This is a genomic window from Streptomyces sp. NPDC041970, assembly GCF_055588985.1.
Genome location: NZ_JBVJCD010000046.1, coordinates 1 through 15,413 on the forward strand (window position 1 = coordinate 1; position 15,413 = coordinate 15,413).

A 15,413-nucleotide genomic window follows, 5' to 3' on the forward strand; every position below is an offset into this window, starting at 1 on the left:
GTGCGTGGGTGGGTTTTTAGAGGTTGCTGCCGACGTCAGGGTGCGCGTGGGGGGCAGCGGCGGGGGGGGGGGGGACGGCATCCCCTCCCCCCCCCCTCCCTCCCCCCCCCCCCCCCGCTGCCGTGCGTGTACGGAACGGTCTACAGGCCGGCGGCCGCGCGCAGCGCGTCCACGCGGTCGGTGCGCTCCCAGGTGAAGTCCGGCAGCTCGCGGCCGAAGTGGCCGTAGGCGGCGGTCTGGGCGTAGATCGGGCGGAGCAGGTCGAGGTCCCGGATGATCGCGGCCGGGCGGAGGTCGAAGACCTCGCCGATGGCGTGCTCGATCTTCTCGGTGTCGACGGCCGCGGTGCCGAAGGTCTCGACGAAGAGGCCGACCGGCTCGGCCTTGCCGATCGCGTACGCGACCTGGACCTCGCAGCGCGCCGCGAGGCCGGCCGCGACGACGTTCTTGGCGACCCAGCGCATCGCGTACGCGGCGGAGCGGTCCACCTTGGACGGGTCCTTGCCCGAGAAGGCGCCGCCGCCGTGGCGGGCCATGCCGCCGTAGGTGTCGATGATGATCTTGCGGCCGGTCAGTCCGGCGTCGCCCATCGGCCCGCCGATCTCGAAGCGGCCGGTGGGGTTCACCAGCAGGCGGTAGCCCTCGGTGTCCAGCTTGATGCCGTCCTCGACGAGCTGCGCCAGCACGTGCTCGACGACGAACTCGCGGATGTCGGGGGCGAGCAGCGAGTCGAGGTCGATGTCGCTCGCGTGCTGCGAGGAGACGACGACGGTGTCCAGCCGGACCGCCTTGTCACCGTCGTACTCGATGGTGACCTGGGTCTTGCCGTCGGGGCGGAGGTAGGGGATGGTCCCGTTCTTGCGGACCTCGGACAGCCGCCGGGAGAGGCGGTGGGCGAGGTGGATCGGGAGCGGCATCAGCTCGGGGGTCTCGTCGCAGGCGTAGCCGAACATCAGGCCCTGGTCGCCCGCGCCCTGCTTGTCCAGCTCGTCCTCGTCGCCCTCCACCCGCTGCTCGTACGCGGTGTCGACGCCCTGCGCGATGTCCGGCGACTGGGCGCCGATGGACACCGAGACTCCGCAGGAAGCACCGTCGAAGCCCTTCTTGGAGGAGTCGTAGCCGATCTCCAGAACCTTGTTGCGCACGAGGTTGGGGATGTCGGCGTAGGCCTTGGTGGTGACCTCGCCCGCGACATGCACCAGACCGGTGGTGATCAAGGTCTCGACGGCGACGCGCGAGGCGGGGTCCTCGCGCAGGAGCGCGTCGAGAATCGTGTCGCTGATCTGGTCAGCGATCTTGTCGGGGTGACCCTCGGTTACGGATTCCGAGGTGAAGAGACGGCGGGACACATCGCTCCCTGGGGTTGCAGCGGCTGCTGGCTGATCATGGTTGGCACGTCCGAGAGCTGCGCTCGGCGCGTGCCGTCGGCCAGTTTATCGGTCGCGCCCGGCGACCGGGGCAGGTGTCTCGCCCTTCGGGTGGTCCGTGACCTGCGTCACGGGCGGAACCAGTCGGACAATCCACCTTTTCCGGCCGAGTTTTTGGGCGTTATGAGGCGTTTTCGCTGGGCCGGGCGGCTGATGGAACAATCGGCTGGAACTTCGCCGACACCAGGTCCCAGACGGTGTCGGCCAGCGCCTCCTTGGGGCCGTGGGGCACCGGCGTCTCCTGGCCGCCGGCGGCCAGGACGACCGCCTCGTTCTCCTCGGAGCCGAAGGTCCGGCGCTCCCCCACCTCGTTGACCACGAGCAGGTCGCAGCCCTTGCGGCGGAGCTTCTCGCGGCCGTTGGCCAGCACGTCGTCGGTCTCGGCGGCGAAGCCCACCACGACCTGGCCGGGCCGGGGCCGGTCGGCGGAGAGCTCGGCGAGGACGTCGGGGTTGCGGACCAGGGTGACGACGGGCGCCTCCTGGCCGTCCTTCTTCTTGATCTTGCCGGGGGCGTAGTCGGCGGGGCGGAAGTCGGCCACCGCGGCGGCCATCACCACGGCGTCGGCGTCGGCGGCGGCCCTCAGCACCGCCTCCCGGAGCTGTACGGCGGTGCCGACCCGGACGACGTCGGCGCCGGCCGGGTCGGGCAGCCCGGTGTTGGCCTCGATCAGGGTGACCCGCGCGCCGCGGGCCACCGCGGTGCGCGCCAGCGCGTACCCCTGCTTCCCGGAGGAGCGGTTGCCCAGGAAGCGCACGGGGTCGAGGGGTTCGCGGGTGCCGCCCGCGCTGACCACCACATGGCGGCCCGCGAGGTCGGGCGCGGCGGCCCCGCGCGCCAGCACCCGGCGGCAGACCTGGAAGATCTCGTCCGGGTCGGGCAGCCGGCCCTTGCCGGTGTCCGCGCCGGTGAGCCGGCCGACCGCGGGCTCGACGACGACCGCGCCCCGGCGGCGCAGGGTGGCGACGTTCTCCCGCGTGGCCGGGTGCTCCCACATCTCGGTGTGCATCGCGGGGGCGAAGACCACCGGGCAGCGGGCGGTGAGGAGGGTGTTGGTGAGCAGGTCGTCGGCGAGCCCGTGGGCGGCCTTGGCGAGCAGGTCCGCCGTGGCCGGGGCGACCACCACCAGCTCGGCGCCCTGGCCGATCCGTACGTGCGGGACCTCGTGGACGTCCTCCCAGACCTCCTCGGAGACGGGGTGGCCGGAGAGCGCCGCCCAGGTGGCGGCCCCGACGAAGTGCAGCGACGCGGCGGTCGGGACGACCCGGACGTCATGGCCGGACTCGGTCAGCCGGCGCAGCAGCTCGCACGCCTTGTAGGCGGCGATGCCCCCGCTGACCCCCAGGACCACCTTCGGCTTGTCCACTGCGTCTCCCCGCACTCGGCAACGTGTCCGTCCCATGCTGCCTCACCGCGCCGGGCGCGTTCACCCGGCCCCGGACACGCCTCAGGCCCGGCGGGCGGGCCGCCGGGCCTGAGGACGAAGGCGCTGTCCTGCCGTTACTGCGCGGGGCCGTCGATGGCCTCGGAGGTGAGCAGGCCCGCGTTGATCTCGCGGAGCGCGATCGACAGCGGCTTCTCGTGCACGTGGGTGTCGACGAGCGGACCGACGTACTCGAGGAGGCCTTCGCCGAGCTGCGAGTAGTACGCGTTGATCTGGCGGGCGCGCTTGGCCGCGTAGATCACCAGGCTGTACTTCGAGTCGGTGGCCTCGAGGAGCTCATCAATCGGCGGGTTGATGATGCCCTCGGGCGTGGTGATGGAAGAGGACACTCTCTGCCTTCCGAAGGGGGTAAAGACCAAAGAAACCTTTGATCGTGCGGATTCCGGCGGGTCGGACGCCTGGTCGGACCCGCGGACGGCGGCGGCGGACGGTTCAGTCGCCGCTGTCAGGGTGGTCGGAAGCCTGCAGCATCAACGTTAGCAGCTCGCGGGCCACGTCCTCGACCGAGGTGTTGACGAGCGTGGTGTCGAACTCCGCCTCCGCGGCCAGCTCGACCTTGGCGGCGGCGAGGCGGCGCTCGATGACCTCGGGCGCCTCGGTGCCCCGGCCGGTGAGCCGGCGCACCAGCTCCTCCCAGCTCGGCGGGGCGAGGAAGACCAGGCGCGCCTCGGGCATCGACTGGCGGACCAGCCGGGCGCCTTGGAGGTCGATCTCCAGCAGGACCGGCTCGCCGGCCTCCAGGCGGTCCAGCACGGCGCGGCGCGGCGTGCCGTAGCGGTTGCCCGCGAACTCGGCCCACTCCAGCAGCTCGCCGTTGGCGACGAGCTTGTCGAACTCCTCGTCGTCCACGAAGAAGTAGTGCACGCCGTCGCGCTCTCCGGGGCGGGGCCTGCGCGTCGTCGCCGACACGGAGAGCCAGACCTCGGGGTGCACGGTGCGCATATGGGCGACGACCGTGCTCTTGCCGACCCCGGAGGGGCCGGAGAGCACGGTCAGCCGCGGACGTACGTCCGGGGGTGCGGGGGACGTCCCCCGGGATGTTGCAGCCATGGGGCGATTATCCAGGTTCTCAGAGGTGCCTGAGAACGTCAGGCGGCGCTGCCGCCGAACTCGCGCTCCAGGGATGCGATCTGGTTGGAGCCGAGCCCTCTGACCCGGCGGCTCTCGGAGATGCCGAGACGCTCCATGATCTGCTTGGCGCGGACCTTGCCGACGCCCGGCAGGGACTCCAGGAGGGCGGAGACCTTCATCTTGCCGATGACGTCGTTCTCCTGGCCCTGCTTGATGACCTCGTGGAGGGAGGCGCCGGAGTGCTTGAGTCGATTCTTGACCTCGGCCCGCTCCCGGCGAGCCGCGGCGGCCTTTTCGAGCGCGGCTGCGCGCTGTTCAGGGGTAAGGGGCGGAAGAGCCACGCCTACGTCACCTCGGATGTCGATCTGTCGGATACGGACCGGCGGGGAAGCTGGACGCCACCCACCAGGTGAGCGACGAACACGCTGTGTTCGGCTGCTCTCGTCGGAGACTAGCGGCCTGGGCCGCCGTAGTCAGCGAGAACGGACCAAAAGTCCTGGTCAGCTCTGGCTGACCAGGACTTTTGCGACATAACACCCTGGTTTCCGGTCAGTAACTCGTCAACTCGCTGTCGCCGTGTCAGAGTCAGGCGCCGGACACGGCGCCGCGGACCTCGTCCGCGAGCCGCTCGGCCGCTTCGCGCAGCCCCGCCGCGTCGGGGCCGTGGCGCAGCACGCCCCGGCTCACGCTCGGGACCACGTTGCCCACCGCGCCGCCGAAGACCGCCGGCAGATCGGCGGGGGTCGCCCCCTGGGCGCCGATGCCGGGCGCGAGGAGCGGTCCGTTGATCGCCAGATCCGCCCCCGTGTCGCCGAGCGTGGCGCCGACCACCGCGCCGACCGAGCCGAGCGGGTCGGCCCCCGCGTTCTCGGCGGCCATGTGGTCGAGCATCACCTGGGCGAGCGAGCGGCCGTCGGCGGCCGTGGCCCGCTGGACCTCGGCGCCCTCCGGGTTGGAGGTGAGCGCGAGGACGAAGACGCCGGAGCCGGAGGCCGCGGCGGCGTCGAGCGCCGGGCGCAGCGAGCCGAAGCCGAGGTACGGCGAGAGGGTGACGGCGTCGGAGAACAGCGGCGAGCCCCGGTCGAGGTAGGCCGCCGCGTAGGCGCCCATCGTGGAGCCGATGTCGCCGCGCTTGGCGTCCATCAGGACGAGGGCCCCCGCCGCGCGGGCCTCGGCGACGGCCTTCTCCAGCACGGCGATGCCGCGCGAGCCGAAGCGCTCGAAGAAGGCGGACTGCGGCTTGAGGACGGCGACCCGGTCGGCCAGCGCCTCGACGGTGGTGCGGGTGAATCGCTCCAGTCCCGCGACGTCGTCGTTCAGCCCCCAGGAGGTGAGCAGGGAGGCGTGCGGGTCGATGCCGACGCAGAGCGGCCCGCGGGTGTCCATGGCGCGGCGCAGCCGGGCGCCGAAGGGGGCGGGGGTCACAGGGCGGCCTGCTTCCGGGTCTCGGCGCCGACGGCCTCGGCGAGGGTGGCGTACGGGGACGCGGCCAGCAGGGCGGCGAGGCCGCGGTGGACGCGCCGGGCGTAGCAGGGGCCCTCGTAGACGAAGGCGCTGTAGCCCTGGACCAGGGTGGCTCCGGCGAGGATGCGCTGCCAGGCGTCCTCGGCGGTCTCGATCCCGCCGACGCCCACCAGGGTGATCCGGTCGCCCACGCGGGCGTAGAGACGGGACAGGACCTGGAGCGAGCGCTCCTTGAGCGGTGCGCCGGAGAGGCCGCCGGCCTCCGCCGTCAGCTCCGGGGCGGACCTCAGCCCGAGGCCGTCGCGGGCGATGGTGGTGTTGGTGGCGATGATGCCGTCCAGGCCCAGTTCGAGCGCGAGGTCGGCGACGGCGTCGACGTCCTCGTCCGCGAGGTCCGGGGCGATCTTGACGAGCAGCGGGACCCGCCGGTCGGTCACCGTGCGGTCGGCGGCCTCGCGGACGGCGGTGAGCAGCGGGCGCAGCGACGCGGTGGCCTGGAGGTTGCGCAGCCCCGGAGTGTTGGGCGAGGAGACGTTGACGACGAGGTAGTCGGCGTGGGCGGCGAGCGCCTCGGTGGACTTCACGTAGTCGGCGGCGGCCTCGGCCTCCGGCACCGTCTTGGTCTTGCCGATGTTGACGCCGACCGTGGTGCGGAAGACGGGGTTGCGGGCGGCGAGGCGGGCGGCGACGGCGGCGGAGCCGTCGTTGTTGAAGCCCATGCGGTTGATCAGGGCGCGGTCCGCGACGAGGCGGAAGAGGCGCTTTCTGGGGTTGCCGGGCTGCGGTTCGCCGGTGACGGTGCCGATCTCGACGTGGTCGAAGCCGAGCATCGCCATGCCGTCGATCGCCACCGCGTTCTTGTCGAAGCCGGCGGCGAGCCCGAACGGGCCGTGCATCCGCAGGCCCAGGGCCTCGGTGCGCAGCTCCTTGTGGCGGGGGGCGAGGGCGGCTGCGAGGAAGGTGCGCAGGACGGGGACGCGGGCGGCCAGGCGGATCCAGCGGAAGGCGGCGTGGTGGGCGCGCTCGGGGTCCATCCGCGAGAAGACCAGCCGGAAGAAGAACGTGTACATGGGGAGTTGTCCTCACGGAGAGGGGGACACCGTTTCCGGTGTCCCCCTTCGGGCGTGCTAGTCGCGGGCCGCGGTCAGGCGTTCGGCGTGCTCCTGGAGGGAGCGGACGCCGACGTCGCCGTGGTTGAGGGCGTCGATGCCCTGGACGGCCGCGGCGAGCGCCTGGACCGTGGTCAGGCAGGGCACGGAGCGGGCGACGGCCGCCGTGCGGATCTCGTAGCCGTCCAGCCGGCCGCCGGTGCCGTACGGCGTGTTGACGATGAGGTCGACCTCGCCGTCGTGGATGAGCTGGACGATCGTCTTCTCGCCGCCGGGGCCGGCGCCCTCGGACTGCTTGCGCACGACGGTGGCGTTGATGCCGTTGCGCTTGAGGACCTCGGCGGTGCCGGAGGTGGCCAACAGCTCGAAGCCGTGGGCGACCAGCTCGCGGGCCGGGAAGATCATGGAGCGCTTGTCCCGGTTGGCGACCGAGATGAACGCGCGGCCCTTGGTGGGCAGCGGCCCGTAGGCCCCGGCCTGCGACTTGGCGTACGCCGTGCCGAAGACCGAGTCGATGCCCATGACCTCGCCGGTGGAGCGCATCTCCGGGCCGAGGACCGTGTCGACGCCCCGGCCGTGGATGTCGCGGAAGCGCGACCACGGCAGCACGGCCTCCTTGACGGAGATCGGCGCGTCCAGCGGCAGGGTGCCGCCGTCGCCGGTCCGCGGCAGCAGGCCCTCCTCGCGCAGCTCGGCGATGGTCGCGCCCAGCGAGATGCGGGCGGCGGCCTTGGCGAGCGGCACCGCGGTCGCCTTCGAGGTGAAGGGGACCGTGCGGGAGGCGCGCGGGTTGGCCTCCAGGACGTAGAGGATGTCGCCGGAGAGCGCGAACTGGATGTTGATCAGGCCGCGGACGCCGACGCCCTTGGCGATGGACTCGGTGGAGGCGCGCAGCCGCTTGATGTCGAAGCCGCCGAGCGTGATCGGGGGCAGCGCGCAGGCCGAGTCGCCGGAGTGGATGCCGGCCTCCTCGATGTGCTCCATGACGCCGCCGAGGTACAGCTCGGAGCCGTCGTAGAGGGCGTCCACGTCGATCTCGATGGCGTCGTCGAGGAAGCGGTCGACCAGGACCGGCCGGGTGGGGCTGATCTCGGTGGACTCGGCGATGTAGGAGGCCAGGCGCGTCTCGTCGTAGACGATCTCCATGCCGCGCCCGCCGAGCACGTAGGAGGGGCGGACGAGGACGGGGTAGCCGATCTCGTCCGCGATGGCCTTGGCCCCGGCGAAGGTGGTGGCGGTGCCGTGCTTCGGCGCGGGCAGTCCGGCCTCGGCGAGGACCCGGCCGAAGGCGCCGCGGTCCTCGGCGGCGTGGATCGCCTCCGGGGAGGTGCCGACGACGGGCACGCCGTTGTCCTTGAGCGCCTGGGAGAGGCCGAGCGGGGTCTGGCCGCCGAGCTGCACGATCACGCCGGCGACCGGGCCCGCCAGCGTCTCGGCGTGCACGATCTCCAGGACGTCCTCCAGGGTGAGCGGCTCGAAGTAGAGCCGGTCGGAGGTGTCGTAGTCGGTGGAGACGGTCTCCGGGTTGCAGTTGACCATGACCGTCTCGTAGCCCGCGTCGCTCAGCGCGAAGGAGGCGTGCACGCAGGAGTAGTCGAACTCGATGCCCTGGCCGATGCGGTTGGGGCCGGAGCCGAGGATGATCACGGCGGGCTTCTCGCGGGGCGCGACCTCGCTCTCCTCGTCGTAGGAGGAGTAGAAGTACGGCGTCTTCGCGGCGAACTCGGCGGCGCAGGTGTCGACCGTCTTGTAGACCGGGCGGACGCCCAGCGCGTGGCGGACCTCGCGGACGACGTCCTCGCGCAGCCCGCGGATCTCGCCGATCTGGGCGTCGGAGAAGCCGTGCCGCTTGGCCTCGGCGATCAGGTCGGCGTCCAGGCGCTCGGCGGAGGCCAGCCCGTCGGCGATCTCCTTGATCAGGAAGAGCTGGTCGACGAACCAGGGGTCGATCCGGGTGGCGTCGAAGACCTCCTCCTGGGTGGCCCCGGCCCGGATCGCCCGCATGACGGTGTTGATGCGGCCGTCGGTGGGCCGGACCGCCTCGGCGAGCAGGGCGTCCTTGTCGCCCGGCTCGCCGGTGAAGGCGAACTGCGAACCCTTCTTCTCCAGGGAGCGCAGGGCCTTCTGGAGCGCCTCGGTGAAGTTGCGGCCGATCGCCATGGCCTCGCCCACCGACTTCATGGTGGTGGTGAGGGTGGAGTCGGCGGAGGGGAACTTCTCGAAGGCGAAGCGGGGGGCCTTGACCACGACGTAGTCGAGGGTCGGCTCGAAGGAGGCCGGGGTCTTCTCGGTGATGTCGTTGGGGATCTCGTCCAGCGTGTAGCCCACGGCCAGCTTGGCGGCGATCTTGGCGATCGGGAAGCCGGTGGCCTTGGAGGCGAGCGCGGAGGAGCGGGAGACGCGCGGGTTCATCTCGATGACGATGACCCGGCCGTCGGCGGGGTCGATGGCGAACTGGATGTTGCAGCCGCCGGTGTCCACGCCGACCTCGCGGATGATCGCGATGCCGATGTCGCGCAGCCGCTGGTACTCGCGGTCGGTGAGCGTCATCGCGGGGGCGACGGTGATCGAGTCGCCGGTGTGGACGCCCATCGGGTCGAAGTTCTCGATGGAGCAGACGACCACGACGTTGTCGTTGCGGTCCCGCATCAGCTCCAGCTCGTACTCCTTCCAGCCGAGGATGGACTCCTCCAGGAGCACCTCGGTGGTCGGGGAGAGGGTGAGGCCCTGGCCGGCGATGCGGCGCAGCTCCTCCTCGTCGTGGGCGAAGCCGGAGCCGGCGCCGCCCATGGTGAAGGAGGGCCGGACGACGACGGGGTAGCCGCCGAGGGCGTCGACGCCCGCCAGGACGTCGTCCATCGAGTGGCAGATCACGGAGCGGGCGGACTCGCCGTAGCCGATCTTCGCCTTGACGGCCTCGACGACGCCCTTGAAGAGGTCGCGGTCCTCGCCCTTGTTGATCGCCTCGACGTTGGCGCCGATCAGCTCGACGCCGTACTTCTCCAGGACGCCGTTCTCGTGCATGGAGATCGCGGTGTTGAGCGCGGTCTGGCCGCCGAGGGTCGGCAGGAGCGCGTCGGGGCGCTCCTTGGCGATGATCTTCTCGACGAACTCGGGGGTGATCGGCTCGACGTAGGTGGCGTCGGCGATCTCCGGGTCGGTCATGATCGTCGCCGGGTTGGAGTTGACCAGGATGACGCGCAGGCCCTCGGCCTTGAGGACGCGGCAGGCCTGGGTGCCGGAGTAGTCGAACTCCGCTGCCTGGCCGATGACGATCGGGCCGGAGCCGATGACCAGGACGGACTGGATATCGGAGCGCTTAGGCACGCTGGCCCTCCATCAGGGTGGTGAAACGGTCGAAGAGGTACGCGGCGTCGTGCGGGCCGGCGGCGGCCTCGGGGTGGTACTGGACGCTGAAGGCGGGCCGGTCCAGGAGCTGGAGGCCCTCGACGACCTGGTCGTTCAGGCAGACGTGGGAGACCTCGGCCCGCCCGAAGGGGGTCTCGGAGACCTGGTCGAGGGGCGCGTCGACGGCGAAGCCGTGGTTGTGCGCGGTGACCTCGACCTTGCCGGTGGTGCGGTCCTGCACCGGCTGGTTGATGCCCCGGTGGCCGTACTTCAGCTTGTAGGTGCCGAAGCCGAGCGCGCGGCCGAGGATCTGGTTGCCGAAGCAGATGCCGAAGAGCGGGGTGGACCGCTCCAGGACGCCCCGCATGAGGGCGACGGGGTGGTCGGCGGTGGACGGGTCGCCGGGGCCGTTGGAGAAGAAGACGCCGTCCGGCTCGACCGCGTACACCTCGTCCAGGGTGGCGGTGGCCGGCAGGACGTGCACCTCGATGCCGCGTTCGGCCATCCGGTGCGGGGTCATGCCCTTGATGCCGAGGTCGATCGCGGCGACGGTGAACTTCTTCTCGCCGATCGCGGGGACGACGTAGGCCTCCTTGGTGGCGACCTCGGCGGAGAGGTCCGCGCCGGTCATCTCGGGGGCCCGGCGGACCTTGGCGAGCAGGGCCGCCTCGTCCTGGACGGCGTCGCCGGAGAAGATCCCGACGCGCATCGCGCCGCGCTCGCGCAGATGGCGGGTGAGGGCGCGGGTGTCGACGCCGCTGATGCCGACGACGCCCTGGCGCTCCAGCTCCTCGTCCAGGGTGCGCTGCGAGCGCCAGTTGGAGGGCTTGCGGGCGGGGTCGCGGACGACGTAGCCGGAGACCCAGATGCGGCCGGACTCGGCGTCCTCGTCGTTCACGCCGGTGTTGCCGACGTGCGGGGCCGTCATGACGACGACCTGGCGGTGGTACGAGGGGTCGGTGAGGGTCTCCTGGTAGCCGGTCATGCCGGTGGAGAACACCGCTTCGCCGAAGGTCTCCCCCACGGCCCCGTAGGCGCGGCCGCGGAAGGCGCGGCCGTCCTCCAGGACGAGTACGGCGGGGGTCCGGGCCCCCTGGGCGGAGATCGTCATCGTGCGGTGCCTTCCGTAGGGGTGCTGGTGAGGTGGTTGACGGCGTCGACCCACGCCTGGTGCTCGGCGGCGCGGTCGGAGCGGAAGCCGGAGTCGATCAGCGTCCCGCCGTGCGCCCAGGTGATGATCAGCAGTCCGCCCTCGGGGAGGACCTTGCCGGCGAGCGCCTTGTCGAGGCGGGCCTCGCGCAGGGCGTCGGCCGGGACGAAGAAGTCGGCCGCGCCGGGGCGCCGGACGTCCAGGCCGCGTGCGGTGAGCGTCAGCTCGACCCGGCTGCGGGTGCCGAGTCCGTGCGCGACGATCCGGTCGAGCCACTGTCCGGCGGTGGTGGAGGCGTGGTAGCGCCCCTGGAGCGTCAGCAGCGGCTCGTCGTCGGCGAAGCCCTCGGGGGTCGCCGCGAGCTCGAGGATGCCGGACTGGAGGCTGCCGCGCCATTTCCAGCCCTGGCGCATGAGCCAGTAGAGGAGGGCGATGAGGACCAGGAGGCCGAGCACCCAGGCGATGCGGGCGGACCAGTCCGTCACCTCCGCCGACTTCTGCTCGGCGGCGAGGCGGTACAGGGGGGTCAGTGTTGTCACGCGAGCTTCCCGTCGACGACCGTGGCACGGCCCCGCAGGAAGGTGTGGGTGACGCGGCCCGGCAGCTCACGGCCCTGGTAGGGGGTGTTGCGGCTGCGGGACGCGAAGCCCGCGGGGTCCACGGCTCCACGGTATGCCGGATCCACCAGGGTGAGGTTGGCGGGCTCGCCCGCCGCGACCGGGCGGCCGTGTCCGGCCAGACGGCCGATGGCCGCGGGGCGGAAGGACATGCGGTCGGCGACGCCCGCCCAGTCGATCAGGCCGGTGTCCACCATCGTGTGCTGGACGACCGAGAGCGCGGTCTCCAGGCCCACCATGCCCATGGCGGCCGCGGCCCACTCGCAGTCCTTGTCCTCGTGCGGGTGCGGGGCGTGGTCGGTGGCGACGCAGTCGATCGTGCCGTCGGCGAGCGCCTCGCGCAGCGCCATGACGTCGGCCTCGGTGCGCAGCGGCGGGTTCACCTTGTAGACCGGGTCGTAGGAGCGGACCAGCTCGTCGGTGAGGAGGAGGTGGTGCGGGGTGACCTCGGCGGTGACGTTCCAGCCCTTGGACTTGGCCCAGCGGACGATCTCCACGGAGCCGGCCGTGGAGAGGTGGCAGATGTGCACGCGGGAGCCGACGTGGGCGGCGAGGAGGACGTCGCGGGCGATGATCGACTCCTCGGCGACGGCGGGCCAGCCGCCGAGCCCGAGTTCGGCGGAGACGACGCCCTCGTTCATCTGCGCGCCCTCGGTGAGGCGGGGCTCCTGTGCGTGCTGGGCGATGACGCCGTCGAACGCCTTCACGTACTCCAGGGCGCGGCGCATGATCACCGCGTCGTCCACGCACTTGCCGTCGTCGGAGAAGACCTTCACCCCGGCGGCGGAGTCGTGCATCGCGCCCAGCTCGGCGAGCTGCTTGCCCTCCAGGCCGACGGTGACGGCGCCGACGGGCTGCACGTCGCAGTAGCCGGACTCCTTGCCGAGCCGCCAGACCTGCTCGACGACGCCCGCGGTGTCGGCGACGGGGAAGGTGTTGGCCATGGCGTGCACGGCGGTGAAGCCGCCGGCGGCGGCGGCGCGGGTGCCGGTGAGGACGGTCTCGGAGTCCTCGCGGCCGGGCTCGCGCAGATGGGTGTGGAGGTCGACCAGTCCGGGCAGCAGGATCTGGCCGGCGGCGTCGATCACGGTGGCGCCGGGGGCGTCGAGGGAGGCGCCCACCTCGGCGACGGTCTCGCCGTCGATGAGGACGTCCCCGGCCTCGCCGCCGAGAACGCGCGCCCCGCGGATAAGGATCTTGCTCATGGTCACTTGTTCTCCTCGGTACGGGCGGGGGCGGCGGACAGCGCGGTGTCGGAGCCGCCGAGCAGCAGGTAGAGCACGGCCATGCGGATGGAGACGCCGTTGGCGACCTGCTCGACGACCGTGCAGCGGTCGGAGTCGGCCACCTCGGCGGTGATCTCCATGCCGCGGACCATCGGGCCGGGGTGCATGACGATCGCGTGTTCGGGCATCTTCGCCATCCGCGCGCCGTCCAGGCCGTAGCGGCGGGAGTACTCGCGCTCGGTCGGGAAGTAGGCGGCGTTCATCCGCTCGCGCTGCACACGCAGCATCATCACCGCGTCGGACGCCGCCAGCACGTCGTCGAGGCGGTAGCTGACGTCGCAGGGCCACTCCTCGACGCCGACGGGGACGAGGGTGGGCGGGGCCACCAGGGTGACGTGCGCGCCCAGCGTGGTGAGCAGGTGGACGTTGGAGCGGGCGACGCGGCTGTGCAGGATGTCGCCGACGATGGTGATGCGGCGGCCTTCCAGGTCACGGCCGAGGCCGCTGTCGGCGCCGACGAGCCGGCGCCGCATGGTGAAGGCGTCCAGGAGGGCCTGGGTGGGGTGCTCGTGGGTGCCGTCGCCGGCGTTGACCACGGCCCCGTCGATCCAGCCGGAGGTCGCGAGCCGGTAGGGCGCGCCGGAGGCGCCGTGCCGGATGACGACGGCGTCGGCGCCCATCGCCTCCAGGGTGAGCGCGGTGTCCTTCAGGGACTCCCCCTTGGAGACGGAGGAGCCCTTGGCGGAGAAGTTGATGACGTCGGCGGACAGCCGCTTGGCGGCCGCCTCGAAGGAGATGCGGGTACGGGTCGAGTCCTCGAAGAAGAGGTTGACGACCGTGCGGCCGCGGAGGGTCGGGAGCTTCTTGATCGGCCGGTCCGCGACCCGTGCCATCTCCTCGGCGGTGTCGAGGATGAGGACGGCGTCGTCGCGGGTGAGGTCGGCGGCCGAGATGAGGTGGCGCTTCATCTGGGGGGTTCTCCGGGTGGCTGGAGGGAGGTTTCAGGCATACGGGCGCGCGGGAGCAGCCGTACGGCCGCCGAGGGGCGCGGAGGCGTACGGGGAGGGCTCGGGGCTACTGCGCGCCCGCCGGGTCGGCCTCCTGGACGCCGAGCAGCACGGCGTCGCGGCCGTCCTCCTCGGCGAGGAGGACCTTGACCGTCTCCCGCAGCGACGTGGGGAGGTTCTTGCCGACGTAGTCGGCGCGGATCGGGAGCTCCCGGTGGCCGCGGTCGACGAGGACGGCTAGCTGGACGGCGCGGGGGCGGCCGAGGTCGCCCAGCGCGTCGAGCGCGGCGCGGATCGTGCGGCCGGAGAAGAGGACGTCGTCGACCAGGACGACCAGGCCGCCCTCGATCCCCTCGCCGGGGATGTCGGTGCGCGCCAGCGCGCGCGCCGGGCGCAGCCGCAGGTCGTCGCGGTACATGGTGATGTCGAGCGAGCCGACCGGGATCTGCCGGCCGGTGATCTCCTGGAGCTTGTCGGCGAGCCGGCGGGCGAGGAAGACGCCGCGCGTGGGGATGCCGAGCAGCACCACGTCGTCGGCGCCCTTGGCGCGTTCGACGATCTCGTGGGCGATGCGGGTGAGGACACGGGCGATGTCGGGGGCCTCGAGAACGGGGCGCGCCGCGTTGCCGGCGTGGTCGTGCTGTGCGTCCATAAGAAACGGACCTCCTTCTCCGCCTCACGGGACGGACCTTAAAGGACGTCGAAATTGCGTCATCCACGTTACCAGGGCTTGCGCGGGGCCCTGGACCCGCCCCCCGGCGGGCGGTGCGGCGGACCTCTCGGCTTGACGCAGCCAAGTAACGCTGCGTAACCTCACAGTGAGTTACCAGCCACGCGGCGCAGCCGCACACTGTCCAGCGTCCGGGGAGCCATATGTCCAGCGAATACGCAAAACAGCTCGGGGCCAAACTCCGTGCCATCCGCACCCAGCAGGGCCTCTCCCTCCACGGCGTGGAGGAGAAGTCGCAGGGTCGCTGGAAGGCGGTCGTGGTCGGTTCGTACGAGCGCGGCGACCGCGCCGTGACCGTGCAGCGCCTCGCCGAGCTGGCGGACTTCTACGGGGTCCCGGTGCAGGAGCTGCTTCCCGGCACCACGCCGGGCGGGGCCGCCGAGCCGCCGCCGAAGCTCGTCCTGGACCTGGAGCGCCTGGCCAACGTGCCGCCGGAGAAGGCCGGTCCGCTGCAGCGCTACGCGGCGACGATCCAGAGCCAGCGCGGTGACTACAACGGCAAGGTGCTCTCCATCCGCCAGGACGACCTGCGCACCCTGGCCGTGATCTACGACCAGTCGCCGTCCGTGCTCACGGAGCAGTTGATCAACTGGGGCGTGCTGGACGCGGACGCGCGCCGAGCGGTCTCCCACGACGAGAGCTGAGCGAGCGGGGGCCTGGCCTCCGGGGAGCCCTCCGGCTCCCGCGGCGGCATCCCGCGCCGGGGGGGGGGGGGGGGGGGGGGGGGGGGGGGGGGGGGGGGGGTGTGGGGGGGTGTGGGGGGGGGGAGGGGGGGAGGGGGGGGGGGGGAGGGGGAGGAGGAAAGAAGGGGAGGGTGTGT

At 72.1% G+C, this 15,413-nt stretch carries 14 protein-coding genes; 1 reads left to right on the plus strand and 13 read right to left on the minus strand.

Annotated features, from left to right (window positions below):
• Positions 1-140 precede the first annotated feature (140 nt).
• The 13 genes from metK to pyrR form a co-directional block, all read right to left on the minus strand.
• On the minus strand, positions 141-1,349 hold the full coding sequence (metK, locus tag ACZ6EJ_RS20950) for a methionine adenosyltransferase (protein ID WP_469269046.1): 1,209 nt from the start codon (positions 1,347-1,349) through the stop codon (positions 141-143).
• A 199-nt stretch (positions 1,350-1,548) separates the two neighbouring features.
• Positions 1,549-2,793 carry a bifunctional phosphopantothenoylcysteine decarboxylase/phosphopantothenate--cysteine ligase CoaBC gene (coaBC, locus tag ACZ6EJ_RS20955; RefSeq protein ID WP_469269048.1) on the minus strand — a complete coding sequence of 415 codons (1,245 nt, stop codon included), beginning with the start codon at positions 2,791-2,793 and terminating at the stop codon, positions 1,549-1,551.
• Positions 2,794-2,927: 134 nt separating this feature from the next.
• On the minus strand, positions 2,928-3,200 hold the full coding sequence (rpoZ, locus tag ACZ6EJ_RS20960; protein ID WP_030355514.1) for a DNA-directed RNA polymerase subunit omega: 273 nt from the start codon (positions 3,198-3,200) through the stop codon (positions 2,928-2,930).
• Positions 3,201-3,303: 103 nt separating this feature from the next.
• Positions 3,304-3,921: a guanylate kinase gene (gene gmk / locus ACZ6EJ_RS20965; protein ID WP_469269050.1), complete on the minus strand. Its 618-nt coding sequence runs from the start codon at positions 3,919-3,921 to the stop codon at positions 3,304-3,306.
• A 38-nt stretch (positions 3,922-3,959) separates the two neighbouring features.
• A complete protein-coding gene (locus tag ACZ6EJ_RS20970) occupies positions 3,960-4,283 on the minus strand; it encodes an integration host factor (protein ID WP_014157387.1) in 324 nt (107 codons plus the stop codon).
• A gap of 244 nt (positions 4,284-4,527) precedes the next feature.
• Positions 4,528-5,367 carry an orotidine-5'-phosphate decarboxylase gene (gene pyrF, locus ACZ6EJ_RS20975; protein WP_469269052.1) on the minus strand — a complete coding sequence of 280 codons (840 nt, stop codon included), beginning with the start codon at positions 5,365-5,367 and terminating at the stop codon, positions 4,528-4,530.
• Complete coding sequence (locus tag ACZ6EJ_RS20980; protein ID WP_469269054.1) at positions 5,364-6,476, minus strand: quinone-dependent dihydroorotate dehydrogenase; 1,113 nt, start codon at positions 6,474-6,476, stop codon at positions 5,364-5,366. Before ACZ6EJ_RS20980 ends, pyrF begins: the two co-directional genes overlap by 4 nt.
• 57 nt (positions 6,477-6,533) lie before the next feature.
• Positions 6,534-9,842 (minus strand): carbamoyl-phosphate synthase large subunit, encoded by a 3,309-nt coding sequence (gene carB, locus ACZ6EJ_RS20985; protein WP_469269056.1) that lies wholly within the window; start codon positions 9,840-9,842, stop codon positions 6,534-6,536.
• A complete protein-coding gene (gene carA, locus ACZ6EJ_RS20990) occupies positions 9,835-10,974 on the minus strand; it encodes a glutamine-hydrolyzing carbamoyl-phosphate synthase small subunit (RefSeq protein WP_469269058.1) in 1,140 nt (379 codons plus the stop codon). The genes carB and carA overlap by 8 nt, the downstream gene beginning before the upstream one ends.
• Positions 10,971-11,552 (minus strand): PH-like domain-containing protein, encoded by a 582-nt coding sequence (locus ACZ6EJ_RS20995; RefSeq protein WP_469269059.1) that lies wholly within the window; start codon positions 11,550-11,552, stop codon positions 10,971-10,973. The genes carA and ACZ6EJ_RS20995 overlap by 4 nt, the downstream gene beginning before the upstream one ends.
• Positions 11,549-12,835, minus strand: coding sequence for a dihydroorotase (locus tag ACZ6EJ_RS21000; protein ID WP_469269061.1), 1,287 nt, complete (start codon positions 12,833-12,835; stop codon positions 11,549-11,551). The genes ACZ6EJ_RS20995 and ACZ6EJ_RS21000 overlap by 4 nt, the downstream gene beginning before the upstream one ends.
• Before the next feature lie 2 nt (positions 12,836-12,837).
• Positions 12,838-13,824 carry an aspartate carbamoyltransferase catalytic subunit gene (locus ACZ6EJ_RS21005; protein ID WP_469269062.1) on the minus strand — a complete coding sequence of 329 codons (987 nt, stop codon included), beginning with the start codon at positions 13,822-13,824 and terminating at the stop codon, positions 12,838-12,840.
• A 106-nt stretch (positions 13,825-13,930) separates the two neighbouring features.
• Positions 13,931-14,515: a bifunctional pyr operon transcriptional regulator/uracil phosphoribosyltransferase PyrR gene (gene pyrR / locus ACZ6EJ_RS21010; protein ID WP_469269063.1), complete on the minus strand. Its 585-nt coding sequence runs from the start codon at positions 14,513-14,515 to the stop codon at positions 13,931-13,933.
• A gap of 221 nt (positions 14,516-14,736) precedes the next feature.
• Here pyrR and bldD point away from each other — a divergent pair, with 221 nt between their 5' ends.
• Positions 14,737-15,237, plus strand: a complete 501-nt coding sequence (gene bldD / locus ACZ6EJ_RS21015; RefSeq protein ID WP_469269064.1) for a transcriptional regulator BldD — start codon at positions 14,737-14,739, stop codon at positions 15,235-15,237.
• Positions 15,238-15,413 lie beyond the last annotated feature (176 nt).

Coding starts and splice junctions, on each gene's coding strand:
- gmk (WP_469269050.1), bottom strand. CDS start 3,921: ATGGCTGCAACATCCCGGGGGACGTCCCCCGCACCCCCGGACGTACGT.
- ACZ6EJ_RS20980 (WP_469269054.1), bottom strand. CDS start 6,476: ATGTACACGTTCTTCTTCCGGCTGGTCTTCTCGCGGATGGACCCCGAG.
- carA (WP_469269058.1), bottom strand. CDS start 10,974: ATGACGATCTCCGCCCAGGGGGCCCGGACCCCCGCCGTACTCGTCCTG.
- ACZ6EJ_RS21000 (WP_469269061.1), bottom strand. CDS start 12,835: ATGAGCAAGATCCTTATCCGCGGGGCGCGCGTTCTCGGCGGCGAGGCC.
- ACZ6EJ_RS21005 (WP_469269062.1), bottom strand. CDS start 13,824: ATGAAGCGCCACCTCATCTCGGCCGCCGACCTCACCCGCGACGACGCC.
- pyrR (WP_469269063.1), bottom strand. CDS start 14,515: ATGGACGCACAGCACGACCACGCCGGCAACGCGGCGCGCCCCGTTCTC.
- bldD (WP_469269064.1), top strand. CDS start 14,737: ATGTCCAGCGAATACGCAAAACAGCTCGGGGCCAAACTCCGTGCCATC.